At 36.4% G+C, this 22,838-nt stretch carries 26 protein-coding genes, 1 tRNA gene and 1 pseudogene; all 28 read right to left on the reverse strand.

What is annotated here, in order from left to right; genetic code table 11:
* Nucleotides 1-225: 225 nt before the first annotated feature.
* A complete protein-coding gene (locus IGJ41_RS08720; RefSeq protein WP_002381740.1) occupies nt 226-1,485 on the reverse strand; it encodes a LysM peptidoglycan-binding domain-containing protein in 1,260 nt (419 codons plus the stop codon).
* A gap of 12 nt (nt 1,486-1,497) precedes the next feature.
* The gene (locus IGJ41_RS08725) at nt 1,498-1,878 is read right to left on the reverse strand and encodes a phage holin family protein (protein ID WP_002378446.1); all 381 of its coding nucleotides are present in this window, start codon (nt 1,876-1,878) and stop codon (nt 1,498-1,500) included.
* Between the two features lie 10 nt (nt 1,879-1,888).
* A complete protein-coding gene (locus IGJ41_RS08730; RefSeq protein WP_002368228.1) occupies nt 1,889-2,011 on the reverse strand; it encodes an XkdX family protein in 123 nt (40 codons plus the stop codon).
* A gap of 1 nt (nt 2,012) precedes the next feature.
* Nucleotides 2,013-2,408: a hypothetical protein gene (locus tag IGJ41_RS08735; protein WP_002363385.1), complete on the reverse strand. Its 396-nt coding sequence runs from the start codon at nt 2,406-2,408 to the stop codon at nt 2,013-2,015.
* A gap of 18 nt (nt 2,409-2,426) precedes the next feature.
* Nucleotides 2,427-2,879, reverse strand: coding sequence for a hypothetical protein (locus tag IGJ41_RS08740; protein WP_438714273.1), 453 nt, complete (start codon nt 2,877-2,879; stop codon nt 2,427-2,429).
* 16 nt (nt 2,880-2,895) lie between these two features.
* Entirely contained in the window at nt 2,896-3,636 is a 741-nt protein-coding gene (locus IGJ41_RS08745; RefSeq protein WP_002363383.1) for a hypothetical protein, read from the reverse strand.
* Between the two features lie 5 nt (nt 3,637-3,641).
* On the reverse strand, nt 3,642-5,087 hold the full coding sequence (locus IGJ41_RS08750; protein WP_010784602.1) for a phage tail spike protein: 1,446 nt from the start codon (nt 5,085-5,087) through the stop codon (nt 3,642-3,644).
* The gene (locus tag IGJ41_RS08755; protein ID WP_002363380.1) at nt 5,087-5,809 is read right to left on the reverse strand and encodes a hypothetical protein; all 723 of its coding nucleotides are present in this window, start codon (nt 5,807-5,809) and stop codon (nt 5,087-5,089) included. Before IGJ41_RS08755 ends, IGJ41_RS08750 begins: the two co-directional genes overlap by 1 nt.
* Nucleotides 5,806-10,260, reverse strand: coding sequence for a phage tail tape measure protein (locus IGJ41_RS08760; protein ID WP_033593775.1), 4,455 nt, complete (start codon nt 10,258-10,260; stop codon nt 5,806-5,808). Before IGJ41_RS08760 ends, IGJ41_RS08755 begins: the two co-directional genes overlap by 4 nt.
* Nucleotides 10,247-10,552 carry a hypothetical protein gene (locus IGJ41_RS08765; protein ID WP_002364305.1) on the reverse strand — a complete coding sequence of 102 codons (306 nt, stop codon included), beginning with the start codon at nt 10,550-10,552 and terminating at the stop codon, nt 10,247-10,249. Before IGJ41_RS08765 ends, IGJ41_RS08760 begins: the two co-directional genes overlap by 14 nt.
* Nucleotides 10,553-10,620: 68 nt before the next feature.
* Entirely contained in the window at nt 10,621-11,019 is a 399-nt protein-coding gene (locus tag IGJ41_RS08770; RefSeq protein WP_002363376.1) for a tail assembly chaperone, read from the reverse strand.
* Nucleotides 11,020-11,081: 62 nt separating this feature from the next.
* On the reverse strand, nt 11,082-11,390 hold the full coding sequence (locus IGJ41_RS08775; RefSeq protein ID WP_002381737.1) for a hypothetical protein: 309 nt from the start codon (nt 11,388-11,390) through the stop codon (nt 11,082-11,084).
* Between the two features lie 2 nt (nt 11,391-11,392).
* The gene (locus IGJ41_RS08780; protein ID WP_002381736.1) at nt 11,393-11,998 is read right to left on the reverse strand and encodes a phage major tail protein, TP901-1 family; all 606 of its coding nucleotides are present in this window, start codon (nt 11,996-11,998) and stop codon (nt 11,393-11,395) included.
* 19 nt (nt 11,999-12,017) lie between these two features.
* A complete protein-coding gene (gp17, locus tag IGJ41_RS08785; RefSeq protein ID WP_002381735.1) occupies nt 12,018-12,410 on the reverse strand; it encodes a tail completion protein gp17 in 393 nt (130 codons plus the stop codon).
* The gene (locus IGJ41_RS08790; RefSeq protein WP_002381734.1) at nt 12,407-12,745 is read right to left on the reverse strand and encodes an HK97-gp10 family putative phage morphogenesis protein; all 339 of its coding nucleotides are present in this window, start codon (nt 12,743-12,745) and stop codon (nt 12,407-12,409) included. Before IGJ41_RS08790 ends, gp17 begins: the two co-directional genes overlap by 4 nt.
* A complete protein-coding gene (locus tag IGJ41_RS08795) occupies nt 12,742-13,017 on the reverse strand; it encodes a hypothetical protein (RefSeq protein WP_002364301.1) in 276 nt (91 codons plus the stop codon). Before IGJ41_RS08795 ends, IGJ41_RS08790 begins: the two co-directional genes overlap by 4 nt.
* Nucleotides 13,014-13,346, reverse strand: coding sequence for a phage head-tail connector protein (locus IGJ41_RS08800; protein ID WP_002363369.1), 333 nt, complete (start codon nt 13,344-13,346; stop codon nt 13,014-13,016). The genes IGJ41_RS08795 and IGJ41_RS08800 overlap by 4 nt, the downstream gene beginning before the upstream one ends.
* Nucleotides 13,347-13,416: 70 nt before the next feature.
* Nucleotides 13,417-14,313 carry a hypothetical protein gene (locus tag IGJ41_RS08805; RefSeq protein WP_002363368.1) on the reverse strand — a complete coding sequence of 299 codons (897 nt, stop codon included), beginning with the start codon at nt 14,311-14,313 and terminating at the stop codon, nt 13,417-13,419.
* A gap of 13 nt (nt 14,314-14,326) precedes the next feature.
* Nucleotides 14,327-14,962 (reverse strand): DUF4355 domain-containing protein, encoded by a 636-nt coding sequence (locus IGJ41_RS08810; protein WP_010710204.1) that lies wholly within the window; start codon nt 14,960-14,962, stop codon nt 14,327-14,329.
* 122 nt (nt 14,963-15,084) lie between these two features.
* Nucleotides 15,085-16,011 (reverse strand): minor capsid protein, encoded by a 927-nt coding sequence (locus tag IGJ41_RS08815; protein ID WP_033593778.1) that lies wholly within the window; start codon nt 16,009-16,011, stop codon nt 15,085-15,087.
* Nucleotides 16,004-17,488: a phage portal protein gene (locus IGJ41_RS08820; protein WP_002388192.1), complete on the reverse strand. Its 1,485-nt coding sequence runs from the start codon at nt 17,486-17,488 to the stop codon at nt 16,004-16,006. The genes IGJ41_RS08815 and IGJ41_RS08820 overlap by 8 nt, the downstream gene beginning before the upstream one ends.
* A complete protein-coding gene (locus IGJ41_RS08825) occupies nt 17,488-18,771 on the reverse strand; it encodes a PBSX family phage terminase large subunit (RefSeq protein WP_002369892.1) in 1,284 nt (427 codons plus the stop codon). The genes IGJ41_RS08820 and IGJ41_RS08825 overlap by 1 nt, the downstream gene beginning before the upstream one ends.
* Complete coding sequence (locus IGJ41_RS08830; RefSeq protein ID WP_002364295.1) at nt 18,752-19,186, reverse strand: terminase small subunit; 435 nt, start codon at nt 19,184-19,186, stop codon at nt 18,752-18,754. Before IGJ41_RS08830 ends, IGJ41_RS08825 begins: the two co-directional genes overlap by 20 nt.
* A 31-nt stretch (nt 19,187-19,217) precedes the next feature.
* Nucleotides 19,218-19,448: pseudogene (locus IGJ41_RS08835) on the reverse strand (hypothetical protein).
* Between the two features lie 470 nt (nt 19,449-19,918).
* Nucleotides 19,919-20,281: a hypothetical protein gene (locus IGJ41_RS08840; protein WP_224800088.1), complete on the reverse strand. Its 363-nt coding sequence runs from the start codon at nt 20,279-20,281 to the stop codon at nt 19,919-19,921.
* Nucleotides 20,282-20,397: 116 nt separating this feature from the next.
* Nucleotides 20,398-21,306: a hypothetical protein gene (locus tag IGJ41_RS08845; protein WP_050443860.1), complete on the reverse strand. Its 909-nt coding sequence runs from the start codon at nt 21,304-21,306 to the stop codon at nt 20,398-20,400.
* A 264-nt stretch (nt 21,307-21,570) separates the two neighbouring features.
* Nucleotides 21,571-21,642 (reverse strand) — tRNA-Trp (locus IGJ41_RS08850).
* A gap of 378 nt (nt 21,643-22,020) precedes the next feature.
* Complete coding sequence (locus tag IGJ41_RS08855; protein ID WP_002357018.1) at nt 22,021-22,437, reverse strand: ArpU family phage packaging/lysis transcriptional regulator; 417 nt, start codon at nt 22,435-22,437, stop codon at nt 22,021-22,023.
* Nucleotides 22,438-22,838: the final 401 nt, after the last annotated feature.

Here is a 22,838-nt window from a genome sequence, read left to right on the forward strand (position 1 = left end):
CACAGACAACTGCTTGGGGAAGTACGTGCATCTGTGGTAGGTGTTTTCTTATGTAATACAATAGCTTTAAACTAAGATACGTATGAGTAAAATTAAAATGCTCCTACCTAAGGACTTGGCATAAGATAGGAGCACCTCTTTTCTAAATCGAAAAGAGTCATAATATGAAAAGGTGATTCTATTGTAAATGAGGTACCTCTAAATTTCAACCGATTTTGCAAAAAATCAATAGCTCAATGTTTGACCAGGATAAATCAAGTTAGGATTTGCTAATCCGTTTAATGCAGCTAAGGTTTGATAAGTCGTACCAAGCTTAGCTGCAATGCTTGATAAATTATCACCGTATTGAACTGTGTAAATGTTGCTTACTACTGATCCATTTACTTTCAAAATTTGGCCAGGGTAAATAAGATTTGGATTTGTCAATCCATTTAATGCAGCCAATGTTTGATAGTTTGTTCCGTATTGATAAGCAATGCTTGATAATGTTTCGCCGTATTGTACCACATGAGTCGCTTCTGGTAGTTTATCAGGAACAGTTGCCGCATCTGGCAATAATTCAATATCGCCTTTGCTGATCCATGACAAGATACCTTCAAGCAATACTCTGCTCTCAGTTACTTCTTGTACTATATAGCTGTTTCCTTTTACCCAATCTGGAATAGCTTCGCCTGTTGCCCAAGCATCTACATTAAATTTCACTTTGACGGTATCGCCAACTTTAACATCAGAATTAGGTATTTTTTCAATTTCTTCGCCTGCATCTGTTGCTGGCGTGTCCGTTTCTGGTTTATTGGTATCTGTATAACCACTATCCGTAATTCCTATTAAATCTACGTTACCATCTAACCCACCTGCAATATAAGTGGATGTAAATTGCCAAATACCAATGCCCTCCATACTTGGGAAATAAGCATACAATGGTTCTGGCGTTACTTCATAGCTAGGATAAGCAGCAATCCATAAAGAGTTAGGGAACTCTTTAATAATTCGCTGATAGTCCACATACTGCAACGTAAAAGGCTTGTATGAATAATACATTGGTGTATACCCTGCTTGTTTAATACGGCGCATACCGTACAGGATTGTTTCCGTATTTGCGTTTACGTCAGAACTAGCACCATGCTCAAAGTCTAAAGCAACGATGGAATTTTTAGGCGTTTGAATACGTGGTAAGAAGTAATCCATTGTTGTTTTTGCAATATCCATGTTTCCCCAAGTGTCATACCAAATATAGGTATGCGCACGTTTACCTTGTGCAATAGCACTCGCTACTTGTGATTTATATGTGTATTGTTCATAAATACCGCTAGCATTGTAGCCACCAATCTGGGCAATAGCGAATTTATCATGTGCATAGCCAAAACGGCCTTGTTCGCCTTGATAAATCGCCCAGTCAACGCCTTGATCACCTTTTGCAGCGAATACATTTAAAGGAGTAACTGCTACCAACGCTACAATAATCAACGTTACAATTTTTTTCATAAAGACACCTTCCTATTTTTTATTTTTTAAATTTTTTATGAAATCTTCAAATAGCTCCGTAACTACTCCCATCTTCTGATAGTTCTCAAATATCGATTTAATTTCCATCATCAGATAGCCAACATACAGAACATATAATAGCCCCACACCAGCGCCACCAGGTACTAACGGTGCTAAGGGAATGAAAAAAAGCAGCAAGACAATACTTGCTACTTTCCTTAATATTCCGTTGATCCCTATTTTACTTTTAAACTCAATTTCTGGATTTATCTTGGCTGCGATAGTGCCGCTAATAAAATCAATAGTCATTGCAATACAAATCAACATTAAAACATATACTGCTTTATAATCTGGGTCTGCTACAAAACGCTCCAAAAAATCAAATAACGCCAAACCTACTTACCTACTTTCCGACAATTTCTTTCGCTTCTTTTTCTGTAATGCAAAGTGGGACAAACTCCATTACTTGTTCATCTGTAAAACAGCCCCAGTCATACATCATTTTAATGTCATCAAATGTAAACATTTTATTCCACTCCTTCTGCTAATTTTTCGTTAATTTCTTTTACCTGATTGGTTAATTGATTAATCGCAAGCATTGATTTTGCACTAATTTGCGCAAAATTATCTGCTTTTTTCGTTACTTCTGAAAGCTCTTTTTTTAAATTCACGTCATTAACCATGAGTTTTGAATTCAATTGTTTTAATTCCGCATTTTCGGCTTGTAATACCTCAATGTCGGTTGGTGGTGTTGGCTCTGGTTGTGGTGCATTTTCTGGATCATGAATCAATTGTGCGCCATCATAACGCCAATTCATAAAATCAAACGGTTCTTTTTTCACTTCAAGCTCAACATTATCTGGTTGTTCCATTGTAGAATAACCTTCTAAATAGCCAATTCTATTTTCAATCCAAATTTTCATAGCTAACTTTCTCCTTTCTTAAATTGCATACACCCGTGTCAATACAAAAGTTTTTGAAGCAGTATTATTATTTTTATGGCCTAAAATTTGCGTATTGCTTATATAAATATATTTGTTGTATTTTGCTCCATTCAATGTTTCTAAATGATGAACAACCGCACAACCTCCAAATTCCACTATATGCGTTTTTGGAACAAATACATAGTTCAAATCCCAATTGTCTCCTAGGCTTGTACTTGTGTTATATGGTTGATATAAAAATAACCAGCCAGAAAGACATTGATCCAATGGTAAACTCGGATTAATTGATTGATTTCCCCCCATATACCATGCTCCTGACCAAACTTTTTTACCTACATTTAAAATATTTGTTTCAGATAACTTATTTAGTAACTTTTCAAGACTATCAAAATTTTCTTCAATAGCTTCTGCTCCGTTCTCCATCCCTCGATAAATTCTGGTTAATTCCATATTCTCAACATCCTTTCTATATAATTAAATCAAACACTATGGATCGACTATTTTTTTCATCTATAAGTAAATATTTATATTCATTAATTTTTACTGGTAAAAATTCCGTTGTATAATCCAAAGGAATAGATACAATGCACTCTGAAGAATTAACATGTCTTACAGTGCTTTGAATTGATTGAGAAGCACTACCGCCAAATAACCCTGTTGGTTCTGTACCTAAAGGCAGTACACCTATACCATGTGTCCAAGTACGAACATTAACGACTGGTTGAGCTCCTAAATTGTGAACAATAGTTACATCAAAACCAACTGGAATTACAGAAGCAATAATATTTTCAAAATATTCTAGCCGTTCATCCAACGTTTTAAAATTCCCCAAACGTTCACTACTTCGAGCATCGATAACTTCGCTATCTGTTGTAGCATTTGCGATTACATCTTTAAAACGTTCCTCTAAATTGGTTTGACGTTGTTCTACTTTAGATTGGCGTTTTTCTGTATTTTCAGAAATAGCCTTTATTTTATTAAATAAAACACTGGTATACTCCATCATACGAGCTAAAGATTCTCGAACATGTCGTCGATACATCTTTGTTCGAATCCACAAAGCGAACGTTTGAGAAATAGGATCAATCACACCGTTTTTTATTTCATCTTGCACCTCATCGACATCAGTCGGGTCTTGATAATCAACTGTTGTATTTGGTTCATTTGTTGGTCGAGTATCCTTAAATTCTTGTGCCAACCGTCTCACCTCTCTTATTTTTCTAATTTCTCTACGCGCTTAATTAAATCGTCTAACGCCTTTTTCATCTCAGTTTTAGCAGTACCTACAGATTCGACTGTATTTGTTAAATCACTTGCTAATTGTTTAAAGGCTTCCGTCGATTCTGTCACGGTTGTTGATAATTCACTGGTTAAGTCTTCCAAAGAACTAACTTTACTACTTTGAACAGATAAATCATTGTCAAATTCTTCCTGTCTTTTTATCAACTCTGATATGTTTTGAACTCCTGCCGTCGCAAATTTTTTTACGTTTACTAAATTGGATTGAATAGCTTTTATTTCGTTTTGATAATCGGTCAGTTTTTTCTTTTTCGAACCAATAGTCAAAGTAACCTTTTGCGGTTCTAAAATACTAAATTTTTTCTCAATCACTTGTAATCGTTCTACAGCATAAATAAATTGATTATCTACTTTATAACTGTTTCCTAAAGTGATTAATTCATACCGTTTATCCAATAGCCCTAACTCAATGGCTTCAACTGTCCAAGTTACCAGCATCAAGCTTTGGTCTTTTAGCCATTGCAACCCTCGACGTTTTAAAATTGATGGGTCTTTGACATTTGAAAATTCTACAATACCCGTGTTTAATCCAAATTTTTTGATTAACGCTTCATCATCAAGGTAATTCTTACCGCCATTTACTTTTTCGATGGTGTATTTAGGTCGTGAAAAATCTGTTCCCACTTCAATATCAGTATTTGACGTATCTTCAATATCTTGACCGACGGGCACAATCCTTGTAAACAATTCAGAAATATCAATATCTCGAGTAGCACTTTTTAGATTTTTGGTTAACTGTAAAGGAGTTTCACTGTTCACACCATAATTAGATAGATAATCTAAATAATTTATATTTCCAACGCGTCGAAGTGTTAACGTACCGCCCAGCCTATCCAACAATTTTTCTTTAATGGTATCCGCTGTACTTTGATAGCCTAATCCTCTTAGCAAGTCCCCATTATCTACAACATTCACTTCACCAAGCCGAAACTGCTTATGCGCTTCAACTTGTTTATTGTGTGCATCGAGTATTTTTTGTAAATAAGCAGATACAGTCATCCGTGTTGGTTTCATATAGGTTTGAACAGAATCATATAAAAAAGCTTTCTCATCCTCCGCTAAAAGAGTTTGAGAAAAGCTTCCTGATGCTTCCATTTTATTCGTGATTTTAGCAACTCTACCATAAAAAATTTCTTTATTTCTTGTAACATCCAGAATCTGGATAAAGTGAATAATCGGCTCAATCTTTTGATAGTATTTATTGTTAATATTAAAGGTAAATTCAAAAGTAGAAATTCCTAATCCGTTAAGCGATAAATATACTTCACTATCTTTGATTTTCTCACCATAGCTATATGGCTCATGAACAATCTTTGGATTCTTTCTGTTCGGATTATCAAACAATAATACTCGATACATTAGACCATCACCTCACTAGACATAAAGAAAGAGATATGACCTTCGCCATAAATAGTTAAGTGGTTGGTCCCTCTTTTTAATTTAAAGAAATAATCTTGCGATTCGCCTTTCGGAACTTTTATTGTTGTTCCGTCATCAGTAGTTAATTGCATTGTAGACGTTGCCTTTATTGTTGGACTAGAAGCATTCGCTCCCATATTGATAAGAAAAATTTCTCTTTTTCCGTGAATATAGTAGCCTGTCCAATTGTCGGCGCTATCGTCTGTGAAATAGTCCTCGTCAAAGACATCGGAATAAGAAATATTTTCCCTTAAAGCAAAAGGATACACGTCAAATTCTACGGTTAACGTTAATGAATTACTTGACGAGTCATCTTCTGCTTTCACACTTTTGCATTTTCCATACCAGCGAAGCCCTGAACGTAACCAAGAATCATCAATGTAATCAATTCCATCCATCATCAACTCTTCTTTTACTTTCGCCTCTAATGCCTTTCGTTCTTCGTATGGCGTATTAGGTCGCCAAAAAGTAACAGTGACAATGCGATTACTAAAAATTCGTTCTCCTGTAAGCATGGAAAAATCATACTGACCTTGCATGAAAGGGATCTGTTCAATAATTTCCACTTCTTCCGCTGAAGGAGCATCGTGTTCAATAATGTAGAAACCATGTTCTTTGCTATTAAAACGACCTTTGGCCATATATTCTACAATTTCAATCAACTACGATACCTCCCATCTTGCTTTTGTTGTTCTGCTAAATTAAGATTCATTGGGCTACCTAGCGCTCCCACTACTTGGCCAGTATCCATCACGACAGTTAAATGTCGTATTTCTTCTAAAATTTCTACCATTTTTCCCATTGGCGTATTATCTATAGAGTGTTTTACCTCAATTGCATTTGAACGTTTCATCAAACGGCTATCCGTAATAGATTGATGAATACTTGAAATCATATCTTTTGCACTTTGTACGGCAACCGACGTATCTTCTCGAATACCTGCAGCTACACCTTGTGCAAGGAAAACACCAACATCATATTTCAATAGGCGTGATGGTGATTTAATTTTTGCTTTTTTCTGTGCTTCTGCATTAACGGCGGCTACTAAATTTTGCATAGCAGCCACTGCTTCGCCCTGACTTGCACGAATACCAGAAGCAACACCTCTAGCCATATTTGAACCTACAGGGCTCATATCTACAGAACCTGCACCCTGACTTACCGCATTTCCTAAAGACCTTCCAGCATTATTTGCAGGGGGTAACTGAGTTAAATATCCTTGAATTGTTGCCGCACCTAGCTGACTTCCAGAATTCTTCGCATTTCCTTTTTCAGAATTCATTCCAGCATTTGTCTGTTGAGCATTGCTTTTACCAGCATTTTTATGTTCATTACTTTTACTTCTTGTTCCAGAAGCAGCTGCACTACTATTATCAGCGGCAGCTTTCTTAGAATTAGATTTTTGCGAAGATTGACCACTATTCATCGAAGACATCAATTCTTTACCAACATTATTAAGTTGTGTTTTTCCAGAGTTTAATCCATCAATTAACTGGTTTTTCCCGTCTTGACCATTTCTAAATAAGTCAGGAGGCAACGCTTGTAAAGTATTCACAATGTCAGCTCTTGACATATTCGCCCACTTCGTTGGATCATTACTTTGCAATCCCTGAACCAGTCCGTTAGAGCCATCAATCCCTCGTTGACGTAGCATTCCTGCCAATAAAGCCATTTGTTGGTCAATGCTAGCACCATTATTTACATAAGATTGATAAATGCCTAAAAGCTGTTGGTCTGTAACGCCTTTAAGTTGTGCTAAATTATCAGCTGTCACTGCAATTTTATTTGCACCATTTTGTGAAATAATCGATAGAAGTTGAGCTCCTTGCTCTAATTCACTTTGTCGTATTTGAGCATTTTGCGTTTGTAATTGTGTAATTTGATTTTGGAAAGCTGCTTTTTCAGATTCTGTTTTTGCTTGGTTCTTTTGTGTTTCTAGTTGCTGAATTTGGGCGTTATTTTCTTGCACTTGTTGCGCTTGAATTTCCCCAAGCGTTCGCAAGCTTGTCAAAGTTTGTTCTTTTTCTTGCTCGCTTAATGCTTGTTTATTAGCCAACTTATTCATACCAGCCTCAACAAATTGTTGGTTCTGTTGTAATAATTGATCACGAATAATATTCGTTTGATTTTGCAAAGTAGCTCTTTGCTGTTCTGTCAATTCTTGACCCTCTACTGTTTTATTATTCTTCAATTGGTTAGAATAATCAGTATATACCTTCAACAAATCACTATTATTCGTTTGAACAGCTTTCATATACTGGCTTGAAGCATTGGCAAAAATCTTTTGCTTCTCTGCTTCTGATTTTCCTTCTGCCGCTTCAATTTGCTTGTTATAGGTTTCAACAGCCTTTTTCTGTTGTTCCTTTAAATTCGTAACTAAATCAAGTGTATTCTTGAAATAAGTTTCTACGCCAGCCGTACTACCATTTTGCTGTGAGAAAAGTTCAGTCATTGCCTGTTTAGCTTCATCAAGTTTTGAAGAATAATTTTCAACACTTGAAGAGGATTCTTCCATATTTAACGAAATTGCTTTAGTAGTGTCTTTGGACTTTTTACCTAATTCTTCGGTGCTTTTAGCAGCTTTTTTTAAGGCAGAATCAGAAAACATTGTATCCCAATCTTTTTCAATATCAGATAAGCTTTTCTTCATATCTTTAAATGCTTTATCAGCACCTTTAGAATCGCCTTTTAATCGTTTCCGAAGTCCTTTTACACCGTTTGAAATTGCCATTATTGCATTTACTACCGTTTTTCCTACAGTAACGATAGTACGTAAGCCATCTACAAAACCTGCTATTGCAAAAGTGACACCAACAATTGCGCCAGTACCTAACCATTTAAATGTATTTCCTAATCCTTTTATTGTTTTAGTAACACTCGCAGAGCTAGGAAGTACACTTTTAAACGATTTTACTATTCCGCTAAAAGCAGTTTTCACGTAGCCTTGAATGTTCATAAAATTGGATTTCCAAGCTTGCACTACACCAACTATCGTAGCGGTTATTGCTACTAAAATTGCTGTTATGGGATTGCTCAACATAGCTCCTGTTAAACTAGCTATAGATCGTATACCCGTTACCGCAAATGTTCTAAAACCTCCACCTGCTTTTGAGGTGGCTACGCCAAGCCCTGATAAAACCGTTCCCGATTTGCCAGCTGCAGAGGATAGGTTTCTTAGCGACCCTACAGGATTAATAACAACAGAGGCAAATTTCGCTAATTTGCTGTTAGATAATTGTAAAGAAGCAGAAAAAGAACGGAAAAAGTTAGTAACTTTATTTCCTTCCCCTAGCATATTTAGCTGTCTTTGACTTGCTCGTAGATTTGCTCTAAATGTATCTAGCGTAGGAAAAAGACCTGAAATAGTCTCTCCTAACGTGGTAAATCTTGTTAATACATTTACATTAACTCCTGCGCTTTCAAGCCCTGCTAGATTTGATTTATATTTAGAAACAAACCCTTTTACAGCTTGTAATGCACTACCAGAGCCATTAACAATAGGTTTAGTAATAAATTGCTGCCACTTGCTATCAATATTCCCTGCGGTTTCAAACATTGTCGAAATCGTTTTGCCGAAAAATCTTGTCATTTTCCCAAAAACTTTTAACACAGGGCCAGCAGAAGCGGCTAACGCAGCCATTTTCAAAATGAACTCTTGCGTTTTTGGATCAGCTGATGCAAAAGCTTCTGCCATATTTGCTAAAGCTTCAATCATAGGCTTAGCAGCACTTATCGCGCTATTTAATGCGGCTACTAATGGACCGCCAAACGTAATTGCTACATCATTTAATTGACCACGTAAAATCTTTAACTGTGATTCTGTAGTTCCGTATCGTTTACCAGCTTCTTCTGCTAGAGCTGTATTTTCGTTAAACGCTTCGTTACCTCGTTTTACAGCCCCTTCAAAGACATCACTTGCATTGGCTGCACGTAATAAACTATCACGTAATCTAACTTCTGTAATTCCCATATCGTCGAGCACTTTAATAGCTGATATTCCGTGTTTTTCCGAGTCTTTTAAGCCCTGGATAAATTCAATTAGTGCTTGAGATGGATTGCTTTTGAATAATTGTGCAAACTCTTCACTAGTTCGACCTGTTACATTTGCAAAATCTTCCAGACTACCTGATGCTTTGCTAGCTTCTTTATACATTTTCTTTAATTCTGAGGTAGGTATTCCCATTTGCTTAGAAACTGCCGTCAGTTCTTTTCCACCCCAGTTTACAGCATGCACAAAAGATTCCCAAGACACGCCTTGCTCTGCTACTGCTTGTTTCAGAGGCGCAAAAGCTTCAACTCCTGTTTCAGTTGCTAATTGCATTTGTACCATTAATCTAGAGAATGCCGATCCGCCCGCTTCGGCTTCTATACCAACAGATGATAACGCCGCCGCAAAACCTACAATGTCTCCTTCGGTCATGCCAATTTGTTTTCCTGCACCTGCTAAACGTAAGCCCATCTCTGTAATCTCTGATTCGGTAGTCGCTAAATTATTACCTAAGTCAACTATCGCTGAACCAAGATTGCTAAATTTATCTTGTGACATTTGCGTAATGTTAGCAAAACGAGCTAGGGATGTAGCCGCTGTATCTGCAGACATATTTGTTGATTCGCCCATATCGATCATTGTTTTAGTAAATCCGACAACTTTATCAGTTTTTATTCCTAACTGTCCAGCTGCTTCTGCTACTTTTGCAATTTCTTCATGACTAGTGGGTAATTCTTTTGCTAAATCTCTAAGGCCTTTTTCTAAATCATCATAAGAATAAATGACTTTACCGTTAGAATCGACCATCTCATCGTTGGTCTTTTTAACTCCAGTAAAGGCACTTTCCCATTTTACCGCTGCGGTTGTTACTGCGCCAACGGCACCCGCAATTGGGAGTGTAATACCTTTAGTCATCGAACCGCCGACTTTTTCAATGCTTTGGCCGATACTTGCGGTTTTATCACCGAAACTTTTCATCGCACCATTCACTGTATTCAAATTACTAGGAATATCAGAAGCATTTGAATTAAGTTTTTTTAGCGAAGACACAGCGCCATTCATCGCACTGGTAAAATTGTTATCACGTGCTGTAAGTATGGCTGTTACCGTTTTACTTTGTGTCACGTTGTTTCCTCCTTTCCTCAACAATTTTTCTTGCTTGTTCTAATCGACGAGCGTTTTCTTCTAGCTCACTTAGCTTTTCCACTTCTCGTTGCGAGATTTCCCCTCGCACATCGCGTTCAAGCTTTTCAAAGTCATAGACATCTTTCACTTCGTTAAAAATATAGCGTTGCCCTTTTTCATCTGGTGTTGTAAAAATACGTGTAGCTAATGCGTTAACGTATAGTTTCCTTTCTTCGTTAATTGCACGTAAATTTACAGCTTTTATCCGTAAATTAAATTCATAAGGAGTCATACGCTCAATTTCTTTTAAAGTGATATTGGGGAAATGTTGAAAACAAGTGACAACTATTTCGTCATAATCTAGGCTGTCGTTTCTTGTTGATTGGCTTGTATCTGTTCCATGTAAGCCATGATTTTTTTGATTGCTTCTAGTGCTTTTTTCGTTCGAAGAGCCGTTAACGGTGCTTGCTCCAAGAAAGAGATAAAATTTTCAAACAACGTTAAAGCCTCATCTGACGTTTCTAAGTAGTCGTCAATTTCTTTCGTTGTTAAGTCATCATAAGTAATTAACGCTGCATGCATTAATTTTTGAAAGGCAAAAGCGTCGCCATCTTGTAATCCGCCAACCAATTGAACGAAGCCTTCCACTTCTTCAACGTCAGGTTTTAATGCGTTAATTTCATTTAAAAATTTAAAACCGAAAACCAAAGGATATTTTTTTCCGTTAATTGTTGCGACAGGTTTTACGTTTGTTGACATGTAAAATTCCTCCTAAAAAAGCGACAATGCCTTCACATTGCCGCCTACTTCCTAATTTTTAATTATGGTACTAATGCTAATAAATCTGTTTTCGTTGTTTTTCCTGTAAAATCAATGCTGTGAGCAGTTAACCATTCTTTGATTTCAGGAATAGTATTTGCTTCTGTTGGTTTATTTTCCAAAGAGCGCCCCGCCAATACGGTAAAAGCTGGAATAGCTACTTTTTCAGATTCTTTTTCATCTTGCACACGTACAATATGGTACGTTCCTGCTGCTACTTTTGCTCCTGCATCAAGTCCTGTAATAGTTAATGGACTTGCTCCTTCAACTACTTTTTCACTACCTTTGTAAATACGATAAGTAATTGCCATGATTATTCTTCCTCCTTCACTTTTACAACGGCGCCATCTGATGTCGGCGTTATACTTTCAACTTTAGGTACTTCAATTGTTTTTGGTGTGTATTTTTCTACAGGCTCCTCTGGTTCCGCACCAGCTACAGTGTCGTAGAAGAAAGCACGCGCAAGTTCTTCGTTTTCAGTGTCAACTGTTGCCCATCCTTCCACTAAATCACCATTTAAAACTAGAGTTGGCTTAATGCTTGAATTAGAATCAGATTCAGCAGAATCTCCGAATGAATCCAATAAACCTGTGCCAAATTCCGCTTCGTATTTCCCTGTTTTTGGGTCTTTTTTATCAAAATTAATGCGCCATACATCAATTTCTAGCCCGTTACGGTACGCATATTTCAACATGTTGTAAGTTTCTGTGCCTGTCCGTAAAAATTCCATTTCGATGGAAGCTGACGGCATTCCTGATGTAGGAATATTCCCATCTTTTGTTGATTGCGTATCTGTTTTTGTTTCTGACTTATATTCGTGTGAAATTTCTAAAGCTAATAACTTCGCTGCTGTTGTCGCACGTTCACGTGTTAATCGAAACATTAACTTAATTTTTTTACCTTGGATTGCTTTCTCCATTTCTAGTTTCCTTCTTTCTTTATTCAAATTCTAACGTGATGTCAAGTACACCGTGTGCAAGGCTCGTACCAAAATTGGTTGTATTTTCATAAATCACTTCTGTGCTACTTTCCGTTACTAACCAATTAAAGTTCTTAGTCTGATGCAATTCATGAACGATTTTTCGCACATCGGCTAATACTTGATTTAATTCTCGACGTTTGTCGTCATGATCATAAACATGAATCATAATATTTGTTGAACCTAACGTTCTTGTTTTTGTTTGTCTATCCTTAGACCATTGTTCACCTAAGAAAACAAACGGATAAGAAGCCTCATCATCTGGCAAATGCCCATAGGTTTCATAGCCTGCTTGCTCCAGAGTGATAAATAATGCTTCGTAAAGCTCTGAATACGGATCTTTAAAGGTCATTTTACTAACGCCTCCATATTATCAAGAAATCTTTTAGCAGCTGCCGCATGGCCCTTTTTCATATAGAAACGTCCGTACATATAACGCGTTCCATACTCTACATATGGCGAATAATCAGCCATCGCTTCGACTTCACCAGTCATTCCATCATCTTTAATAGAAGGTGTCTCACTTCGTTTTAAGTATCCACTTCTGACTGGTGTTTCTTCTGCAATTTGATTTGCCATATAAGCAGTATCATTTTTGACGACCTCTTTTACATCGTCTAGCTTTTTCGCTTCTTCAATCGCTTCGATTAAATCATCCAATCCTGAAATATCTACTCGGTAAGTCATCGATATTCGCTTCCATAAACCGAAGTTCCTTTGCTAACACGCAAATTTTTAACAACGGTAAATTTTCGATTTTTTTGTTCTTCTTCATCGTAGTATTCAAGAAATCCTGAACGAATAGCTAGGCGATCTCTAAAACGAAAAATGACCATCTGCTCCTTTATGTTAGGGAAAATGGTCATTTGTTTTTCCGTTCCGACTTCGGTTACATTACCTATCAGTTTTTCCGAAATCAGCTCGTGTTTTTTGTTGTAGTAATTAATGCAGGTTCTCATAAAAAGGACACCTTCCTTTTACGAATCAAGCCTTGTTCTTCAAGATAATCGTTAATCTCATCTTGAAATTCCCCGAAGTCATCCAAATTATAAGAGATTGTTTCTTCTGATTGAGAGTGTTGTTCCATGCCTTCAAAACCTAAACGGTTATATCGTTTCACTACAATTGACGGAACAATATAGTCCAATTTTTCTGGTATTTTATCAGCTTTCAATTTTACTCGCAGCTGTTTTTCAGTAATGTCCCAGATTTTGATAATTTTTGCCTTATCTTTTTCGTAGGTATCCTCTGAAATATCCAGTAGTACGCGATAATCTGAAAGAGTCATTTTTTCACCTACTCTGCTTCAACAACTGCCCCATCTGCCGTTGGTGTTACCTTTTTAACGGTCGGGGCGCTTACTTTGAATCGTAAGAAACGTAAATGGCAGGACGAGCTTTTTCAGTTACGATAGCATCATAATAGTTTAATCCTTTGATGGTATCTCTGTAGCCGTCACGGTCTTGTGAAGCTGGAATTAGATCAATAGAGTTGTATTTTTCAACTGGCGAACAAACCATCAAAGGCACAAGAATATAATTAATTTTCTTCGTAGAATCTACCTGTAAACGAGATTTTGCAACTTTTTGAATAATAGTATCGGAACCGTCTAACTGCGCAACTTTACGGTTAATACCTGAAATTTGTTGCTCGTTCGTAGTAAATGTTTTTGAAACACCTTTTGCATTTTTTAATGCTGAATAGTAGTCAGTGGATGCAAACATAATAAACGGACCGACAATTTCTGCATCTGTCATATACGCTTCTGCTGCGTCATAAGAAGCTAAAGAGTTTTCTGTAGTAATGGTTTCTTTTACCGTTTTTCCAACGTATTTTCCTTCGCTATCATCATCCGCAGCCTCAGCAAATGCCGCTTCTAATAAGCGTTGTACAGCAGTTCGATCTTTTTCAGGAATCGCAATTAAACGAGTATGCTCTTCCACAAGCGCTTGAACTTCGTAGGAAGCATTTTCTGATTGATCTAATGTGTCTAAGTCATATCCAAACCAACGCTCTTTCTCTAATTTGAACGTTTCTTTTGCCACATCAATTTTAGAACGTTTATTGTCTTCGTTACGTTTATAATCACTAGCAGTAAAACCTTTCATTTTGTTGATGCGGACTTCTTTTGCGCCTACAAAATCCGCTTCAGTTACTGCAGCAGCTCCACCTTTCAATAAATCCCAAACTTGCGAACCTGCGGCAAATTCTTTGTCAATTGCTTTTAAATCTTTGCTATCTAAAATAACTGGCATAATTTTTCATCTCCTATTTCTTTTCTAAATTTTTAGTCAAATTGCTGCGCCAATCGGTCTCTTTTGTTGCTGTAGCAACGTTTACAGTTTGACCTTTCAGCAATTCTTTTTGGATACCATCTCTAGCTTTTGAAATAATTTGTTTTAATTCGTCTACAGCTTTCTTTGTATCCTCGTCTGTATCTTTCACAAGCAATAAATCGGCTTGCGCAGCACTTACGTAGTCGGAAAGGCCATTCTCGGATAAATCATTACGAACAGATTCGGCACGCGTTAAACGGTCAAGACGAGCTTGGGCTTCCTTTTCTCGTTTTTCCGCTAGTGCTTCTTTGTCAGCGGCTTCTTGTTCTTTCGCCTTAACACGTTCTTCCGCAGTCATTTGCTCGTAAGATTTTTGCTTTTCCCAATCAGATTTTGCTTGCTCCACTGCTTTCTTAGTTTCTGCTGCAATCATTTTTGATACATCTTCACGGGTAAAAGTCTTTCCAGTTTCTTTTCCGTCTGGATTTTCATTTTTGGGATTTTGAGAATCCTTTGTCGATGAATTCCCAGATTCGTTTGAATTGTCAGAGTTTGGCTCATCAGAATTTGGCTCATCTGCAAAAAATTGTAAATCCATCGGTAATAATAAGTGTTTTTCTTCGTTCATGTTAAAACCTCCAGCCATTACGTGGCTAATCGAAATTAATAGGTTACGCCTATCAATCGAAACAGCTTTCTCTTTAACGCCTGTAAGCAGTAAGAAGGCAAATAAAAAAAGCCTAACTTTCGCTAGAACTTTTTGTCTTTATAAGCAGGTGCAGTACTACACCGACACCAGTTGTGAATAGGACTTGCATTGATTCCTGGGCTCATTTCAGAAACCTTATGTGGATTTGCACTTGCTATTCCTACACAAATAGGACAAGCGCTTGGTTCTACAATTAGATTGTATTCTTCATACCCATATTTTTCGTAGCTTTGCTTTTGTACTTCGCTTTGTATTCTTGCAGATTCACTAATCATTAGCCGACGTGCGACATAATCAGCCGTTTCCTTTCCTCGCAAGCTGTCAATCACAACTAATCTCCGTAGCTCTCTAGCCAGTACATCTGGATGCTTACCTGCTGCTAGCCCAACTGTTAATAAGCGATCGATACTCGCTTTCAAAACATCTTGGTTTGCCCACAAACGTTGAGAAAATGTCGCGTTATGAAACGACCCCTCAATAATCGCTTTAGTAAACAATCGATAAGTTTCTTCGGAAAGAACAGACTCGCCTAATATCCCCGCTTGTCGTACAAACTCCGCTACAGATTCCTCTGTTAACATTGCTGTAAAATAGGTCTGTAGCTGATTAGTGTTGTCTGTTAAATACAAACCTATTTTCGATTTTAAAAGCTCTAAACGATTAACCTTCATAGTTAAATTGTATAACCTTAATTGCTCGTTAGCTTCTTTTGAAAAATCTCTTGTTTGTACATAACGTTTCGCTTTTTCCGCGAAAATTTGTACGTCATGTTTACTTGCACGTCGTTTCGCTTCATCAATGTTAATCTTCTCTTTCCCTGCATAAGCGACGTAAAACTGTTGAATTTCTGCTTCTATCGTTTTCCATAACTGTAAATACCGTCTATGAATTTCTTGTTCGTAATTCACATGTCGTTTCAGCATTTCTTCGATATGTTTTGCTTCTCGTTCCGCCCAATAATTACTCATGTTCTTCGGTCACTTCTTCCGTAGTTCGAGTAAATTTACCGAAATCAACTTGTGGATTTAAACGTTCTTCCGTTTCTTCGTCCTTTATACGTTCCATTTCTTGAGTTACGTCAGGAACAATCGATAATACGCCTAATTGCGTTTCTCTTGAAACAATCCCTTCAAGTTTTTGTGCAGTTTCCGCTTCGTCTTTAATATTGCGCGGAATATTAAAGTCAAAAGTGTATTCTAAATTAAACCATTCCTTAGCTTTATTGGCAGGTACATTCGTAGGCAATGAAAAAATCATTTTGTACATTTGCGCATATGCTTTTTTAAACTTCCTAGCTTTCGCTTGTGCTAAATTCCTAGGATTTTGCATTTTAAATTCTAGCGAAATCCCAGAAGCGTTATTGCTAAAACTTTCATCGTTTGCATTATAAGTCATAGACATTTGATAAATTAACCGCTCTAATCGGTCTAATAGATTTTCTTGTGTTGTATCTGAACTAGGTTTATCTAAAAAATTAATATCTACCGATTCGCCTTCATTTAAAGGCTCAGCACTATTAATCACTCGGTTATCACGTAAATAGGAAGCGACGTTTTCGTCAGCTAAATCTACCCCTATCATTTTTAAGTAGGCATCCGCAAAATAACTCACGTCGTTCGCTTTTTCTGATAGAGCTTCGTTGTAATTATTAATCAGCGACCACACAGACTCAATACGTCCTTGTCGTTCGTCATTTTCCATAAACTCAATCATAGGCACTTCACCGTACGGATTAGCGATTGCCTCTTTTCCACCTAATAAATAAGACAAGGCTTTCTGAAAAACGGTTGGTCCTCTCTTAGTTTCCAATCGTTTAGAAGTCTTGTCTTGTGTAAAAATAAACGTTTCTGTGCTATTTTGTGGATAAACAGTTGCCGTTAACTCGTCCCTTGTCATTTTGTTGTAAAGAACCGCAAACATAGGCGCTTTTAATAAGTCATCTGCGTAAACAATGAATCCTTGTGTAGGTTTTAAATAAGTTACACACGTTTCCGCTTCTTCGTTTTGATATAAAAGCTTATAAGCATGTCCATAAATAGCAGTTAGCTTAGAAAGCTCCGCGTCGTTGTCTTCTTCGTCGTTTCGTTTACGGAAATCTTGAACAAATTCTTTTACCTCACCATCTGGATGAGTAATCTTTGTTGGTTTACCGTTAAAGAAAGCTGCAGAACTGTCTACAACATAACGGGCAAAGTTGACTGCAATTCGATGGTCAGGTTTTCCAATTCCTTTATTTTTTTGATAATAAATATCATGTTGACCGTTGTAGAGCTTTTCTAATTCTTCGTAAAACCCAATTAATTTCCGATGCTTATTAATGTATTTATCCACCAAGCGTTCGTCAATCTTTGCGTTTTTATCACAATAAAAGACACGATTTCCTAAAAGGTCAACGAATTCACGTATTTTACTTTCAGTATTTGGTCTACTTACTTTTTCTGTCATTAAATAACCCCCTTCACGCTCTGTAGCTTAATTCCTCGTGCTTTTTTACTACGATGTTCTACTGCGTATCGTAAAGCATCTATCACGTGATTATAGCTATCAATAGGTTCATTGGTGTACTCCCCTGTTTTCTTGTCTTTAGCCCATGTGTAGTTTTCTAATTCCTCAATCAGTTTTACGCAACGATCGTCTACGATTAGCTCATATTGCAATAAAAAAGAAAGCCCCTGTCGTATTGAATCAGGGCCTTTCTTAGCTGCACGTATTCTAGTAATTCCGTTCTTCTTGATTTCTGCAATAGATTTCTTTTCAGCTGAATCTGCAGTGATAACTTCTTTTGCATAGCCTAAATCTTTAATAACCGTTGAGATTTCATCATTCAGCAAGCCTTTTTTGACGTATTCTTCAAGAACATAAATACGTTTGTTCTTCTCGTCTACCTTTGCATGCACAAAAGCGGAAGGGTCGTTTACATACCCAAAGTCTAAGCCAAAATCTGAATCAATCTGTCTTAACAGTTCGTCGTGCTTGTCTAATCGTTTTCTCTGATAGTTTGGAAATACAAGTTTATCTAGCGTAGCAAATTCTCCTAAAGCATATATGCGATAATACGCTGGGTTTCGTTTGGCTAAATCCTCAATCACCTTTTTATTTTCACTATCAAGAAACCGATTGTCTTTATAGGTGCTGTGATAAATACCCGTTCTTCGTTGATCGACTTCTGCTTCCTCATCAAAGAAAGATTTATATACCCAGTTCAGTTTAGAAACTGGGTTAAACATTAAAAAGATTTGACGTTTCACATGCTTACGTTCACGTAAACGCAAAGTAAGCTGTGTATAATCTTCTAGTGTAAATTCTGTTGCTTCTTCCATCACGACGTCAGACAGCCCTTTGATGGATTTTATTTTCTCTGGGTCATCCATTCCCTTGAAAAGAAACTCTGCGCCGTTTGGTAACGTGATTCTAAAATCAGTGTTATTTACTTTACACTTATCTAGCAGTCCCCAATCAGAAAGACACGCTTTCACATCCTCGAAAATAGAGTCTTTTAAGCTACGCCCTACTTTTCTTGTAAATAAAATCTTTCTTGGTTTCTTCCATCTTTGACATGCTTTAAAAACAACCTTTTGAACGACACCGTGACTTTTGCCAGATGAAGCGCCGCCCCAATAAACCTCGGTGAATTTAGAATAATCCACCAATCGATCATAAAACGATTTGTTAAAAACTCTTGACGGGAAGTTAAACTCTAAAACGATATTACGTTTCTTCGTCTGCATCCCACTCACCAACCTTAATCACAATATCGCCCGTTTGTAAATCGACTTTATCAGTGAACAGCGCATGACGTTTACCAAGAAGCTCGGCTGCTTTTAAACGGTCTTTTGCGCCCACATCGATGTCTACAACGGCTTGTGCGCCTTCGCCTACACCAATTAGCGTTGCTTCTTTGTACTCGCCACGCATAACAGCTGTTAGGTACTCTAGCACCTCTTGGGCATCGGCTGTTCGTTCGTTTTTCAGTTCTGCGAGGCGTTCGTCTATATAAGCTCTGAGGTCAGGTTTAGTCAAGTTTTCCTGTCCTATCTGCTTTGCAGTCTTTTCGCTATATCCCGCTCTGATAGCAGCCTCTTTGGCATTTCCTGTCTCGATGTAAAAGTCACAAAATCGTTTCTGTTTCTCGGTCATTCGCATGTTATTCACCGCCTTTCTGTCTAATAATTTATCACTTCACATACATTTCTATATTCTCTTGTATATGCTTATCTTTCCAACTACCATAACCACAATAAACTAGCTTGCACGCATCAATTTCCTTCGGCGTGGCTTCTCTCGTCATTTCAACAATAGATGCATTCTTTTTTATCTGCACAGACATTACAACACGCATTGAAACAGTTGAGTGCTTCGGATGTGGATATTCATGTGTTAACGATACCTACCAATAGCTTTTCATGTTCTCTCTCCTAATTGTTTTTATGTATATTTGTTTATTGTAAGACAAACACTTTAATCCCTGTTATACTCATTGAAAGACAGCAACTCCTTTTTGCTTCATGTAACACTTCCAGTTATTTCAAAACATAATCTGCTGTCTGGCCACTAGATATTTTATCTGGTGGTTCTTCATGTGAAAACAATCCAAATATCCGACAAAACTTGACAGCTGTGTTACACTTGTTTTAGGTAGCACTCTTTCATAATAGCTAAAGTTCATAAACTACAAGTGACACGAGATTTTCACTAACGCTACCTAGCCACTAGATCCCATTTCTAGTGGCTTTTTTATGTACGAAAAAAGACCACTCACTGAGTGATCTTTATATCGGCGTGGCAGGAGTTGAATCTGCACAAGCACGCATGCACTATTTTAAAAATCAACTGACCTCACTAATTGAGCTACACGCTGTTATTTAAAACAAAAAATTATTTTTTTATTTCTTTGTTAATATTTTTGAATAAATCAATAAATATATCCAACATCCCAAAAAGAGATGTTGCTATTAAAGCTAACCATATCGTATATATAAATTGCCAACCCAGTGTTGCAAACATCTCCATAAAAACAAAGATTAGAGACATTATCGATGTCAAAAAAAATAAAAAAGAGTCTAACATTATTCTTTCTAATACTTTTACATCAGTTTTTAAATTTTTAAAAAGAGGAGATTTTTCAGCCATTACCGGGATAAAAGACACTGTAAAAAAAAGAAATGCTGTCGCCAGAGATGCAAATGATAGTACAGCATCTACAGCACGGTTAAATGTTTCTAATTCATTAGGTTTCATTGTTTTTGGATCTAAATAAAGAAAAAAATGAAATCCTATAAATGCTACAATAAAGATTAAAACTATGTCCTTATTTCTGCAGAGCATCTCACCGTCAACTCCTCTCTTCTTAATTTCTATTTCAGATCCAATGCTAAAATCAATTCGTTATCGTTATAAGCTTGTTCTATTGACATTACCATATTTTCAATAGTAAGTTTTCCTTGCTTATTTAAGGGAATCTTATCATCAACATAGATTAACCTATTACTAATTAAATCTATTACTTGCTCCCTGTCTCCCACCGTCCCTTTCAAAACCAATTTATCTACATCTTCTTTTTTATTTAAAAATCCTTTACAGTAATTGACAACATTATGAATATTTAACTGTCCTGTATAAATTATTTTTTCGCGATTTGCTTCTAGCTTTTCTATAATTTTCTGTTCCTTTTTTGCACTTCTTTTGTTATCTTTCAATTCATTTTCATCTACAACTCTATGGATTGCAATATCAATCTCATGGATACTATCCATATGGTTGATATTTTCTAAGTCAGTATTATTGATAATCGTAGCTAATTCCCCACCCTGTTTTCTGGTAATCCTGTAAAAGAAAGTAACTAACAAATTCTTTCCTATTCCACTTCTATTTCTCGGAATGATAACCACACCTGTTATTGGATTAACCAAAATTACCGTATCTGTTGTAGGACCTTCATCACTCGTTTCTGCATAAACACTTCTGCCACTTTGAACAGATTTAGAAATGCTGTTTACAATAGCTTCTTTTTCAATATCTACCTTTGATAGGCTAAATACCCACACATAACCAGTCGATACCTCTATTTTTTTTATATAACTAAATCCTACATAAATATTTTTGGAGCATTTAACGAAGTTTACGTTCGATTCTTGATTATTACGTATATATCTATAATATTCATCGATTTTTTTGTCAAGTTCACTCAAATCTGTTATTATGTCACCTTTTACTATACGTCTATACTTAAAAAAGTCGTACGATTTGGTAGTTGTTTTCACCATATAAATCACTCCTTATAATAAATATCTACTATAATAATAATTAAATCAAAAAGAAATCAAAAAAACAAGCATTTTCTTGACTTCTTTCTAGTAGATATAATCATAAGGATTACAATTTATATTATAAAAGAGAACAAACGTTTGGTCAAGTGTAACTAGTACTTACAAATAAAAAAGAGACACCAGCTTGCTAGTGTCTCATCATGAATGTAGTAGAAACATCTATTGACGATACTAATTTTATTTAAGTAGCGATGCTACCTACTGGAACAATAGGACTCGAACCTATACCGACGTTTTTGGAGACCGCTGCTCTACCAGTTAAGCTATGCCCCATTAACACTCACAAACCTGTAGAAAAAAGAGAGAGGAATTACACCTCATTTCTTTTAGTTTGAGAACGTCTGATTTGTGAGTGATCATTGCAACTTACATAGCGCTATCTTGACAAGTGCTTTCAGCGTACGTCTACGTGTAAGCTTAATGCCAAGTTTATTGCAATATTTGCTACCTAGACTAAACGAGACAGAAAGAACTGGACTTTCCACATCCTTATTCTTTATTTTTTTGTAGGTAGCCTCCAAAGATAAGCGAAACGGAGCTAAGATAGGTAATGCATGCCTTACCTCGTTTCCTTATCTTTCGACACTACCATAGTAACATCTAAATATTGATAAAAACCGCCAACTTTCCGCCAAAAAACCGCCAAAAATTTTATCTATAGGCGATTATTTTTCCATTTCGATACGCTTCAGCAAATTCAATTAAAGCTTCTGATTTCATACGTTGAATACTTCTTTCAGAATATCCAACTTCTCTAGCAATCTTGTAATTAGAGTAATGATCCTGCACACAAAAACTGTAGTGCAGAATTTGTCTACTAGTCAAACTCAAAGCCATAAGTGCAGATAAAATTGCATCTCTTTCTGCTTCTGCATCAGCTAATTGTACCAGTGCATCTTCTGTTTTGTTTCCGTGGCTTTGGCTTTTAGGCATTTCTGTAATAATTGGTGATTTTAAATCTATCAAAGAGCGACCAGCTATTCGCTCTAAACGTCTAAAACTCTTCAACACATTTCTAGCATTCGCTTTTGTTTGTCGAAAATCTACTTCTTTTAACAATAGAATCAAGTGAAATCGCTCCTTTTATGGTATAATAATTTATAATAAACATATCATCATTTAAGAGTTGCTTAGCGGAAACTAAGTAGCTTTTTTATTTATCCAAACATATATAAGAAATGCTTATTCTTTGCTCATCAGCGACTCTATATGATATAAATTATACTAAGAATACTATTCCAATAGCTATTCACTTCTCAGCCAGTCGGCGGAAACCGACTGGCTATTTATTTATCAAAATATTCATCACTCATACATGTTTGTAGTCAACAAATTATTGGTTGACTATAAAGAAAACAATAATAATTCTACAATATTTTACAATCTTCCATTCGTCATCTTTCACATCATCTTTATTCATTTGATATTTTCCATCTAATAAATATTTTTGGCATAGAAGGTATTTTCAA

The organism is Enterococcus sp. DIV1537a (assembly GCF_051712085.1).
In the GTDB taxonomy this organism is placed as follows: domain Bacteria; phylum Bacillota; class Bacilli; order Lactobacillales; family Enterococcaceae; genus Enterococcus; species Enterococcus faecalis.

Excerpts from the sequence above, each read along its gene's own strand:
- IGJ41_RS08750 (WP_010784602.1), bottom strand. The coding sequence starts at position 5,087 with ATGTATCGAGTATTATTGTTTGATAATCCGAACAGAAAGAATCCAAAG.
- IGJ41_RS08740 (WP_438714273.1), bottom strand. The coding sequence starts at position 2,879 with ATGGAATTAACCAGAATTTATCGAGGGATGGAGAACGGAGCAGAAGCT.
- gp17 (WP_002381735.1), bottom strand. The coding sequence starts at position 12,410 with ATGACCTTTAAAGATCCGTATTCAGAGCTTTACGAAGCATTATTTATC.
- IGJ41_RS08825 (WP_002369892.1), bottom strand. The coding sequence starts at position 18,771 with ATGCAGACGAAGAAACGTAATATCGTTTTAGAGTTTAACTTCCCGTCA.
- IGJ41_RS08730 (WP_002368228.1), bottom strand. The coding sequence starts at position 2,011 with ATGTTTACATTTGATGACATTAAAATGATGTATGACTGGGGCTGTTTT.
- IGJ41_RS08790 (WP_002381734.1), bottom strand. The coding sequence starts at position 12,745 with ATGACTTACCGAGTAGATATTTCAGGATTGGATGATTTAATCGAAGCG.
- IGJ41_RS08775 (WP_002381737.1), bottom strand. The coding sequence starts at position 11,390 with ATGGCAATTACTTATCGTATTTACAAAGGTAGTGAAAAAGTAGTTGAA.
- IGJ41_RS08720 (WP_002381740.1), bottom strand. The coding sequence starts at position 1,485 with ATGAAAAAAATTGTAACGTTGATTATTGTAGCGTTGGTAGCAGTTACT.
- IGJ41_RS08840 (WP_224800088.1), bottom strand. The coding sequence starts at position 20,281 with ATGAAACCTAATGAATTAGAAACATTTAACCGTGCTGTAGATGCTGTA.
- IGJ41_RS08820 (WP_002388192.1), bottom strand. The coding sequence starts at position 17,488 with ATGACAGAAAAAGTAAGTAGACCAAATACTGAAAGTAAAATACGTGAA.
- IGJ41_RS08780 (WP_002381736.1), bottom strand. The coding sequence starts at position 11,998 with ATGGAGAAAGCAATCCAAGGTAAAAAAATTAAGTTAATGTTTCGATTA.
- IGJ41_RS08800 (WP_002363369.1), bottom strand. The coding sequence starts at position 13,346 with ATGACTCTTTCAGATTATCGCGTACTACTGGATATTTCAGAGGATACC.
- IGJ41_RS08810 (WP_010710204.1), bottom strand. The coding sequence starts at position 14,962 with ATGAACGAAGAAAAACACTTATTATTACCGATGGATTTACAATTTTTT.
- IGJ41_RS08765 (WP_002364305.1), bottom strand. The coding sequence starts at position 10,552 with ATGACTCCTTATGAATTTAATTTACGGATAAAAGCTGTAAATTTACGT.
- IGJ41_RS08815 (WP_033593778.1), bottom strand. The coding sequence starts at position 16,011 with ATGAGTAATTATTGGGCGGAACGAGAAGCAAAACATATCGAAGAAATG.
- IGJ41_RS08735 (WP_002363385.1), bottom strand. The coding sequence starts at position 2,408 with ATGAAAATTTGGATTGAAAATAGAATTGGCTATTTAGAAGGTTATTCT.
- IGJ41_RS08845 (WP_050443860.1), bottom strand. The coding sequence starts at position 21,306 with ATGGTGAAAACAACTACCAAATCGTACGACTTTTTTAAGTATAGACGT.
- IGJ41_RS08795 (WP_002364301.1), bottom strand. The coding sequence starts at position 13,017 with ATGAGAACCTGCATTAATTACTACAACAAAAAACACGAGCTGATTTCG.
- IGJ41_RS08830 (WP_002364295.1), bottom strand. The coding sequence starts at position 19,186 with ATGCGAATGACCGAGAAACAGAAACGATTTTGTGACTTTTACATCGAG.
- IGJ41_RS08770 (WP_002363376.1), bottom strand. The coding sequence starts at position 11,019 with ATGTCAACAAACGTAAAACCTGTCGCAACAATTAACGGAAAAAAATAT.
- IGJ41_RS08805 (WP_002363368.1), bottom strand. The coding sequence starts at position 14,313 with ATGCCAGTTATTTTAGATAGCAAAGATTTAAAAGCAATTGACAAAGAA.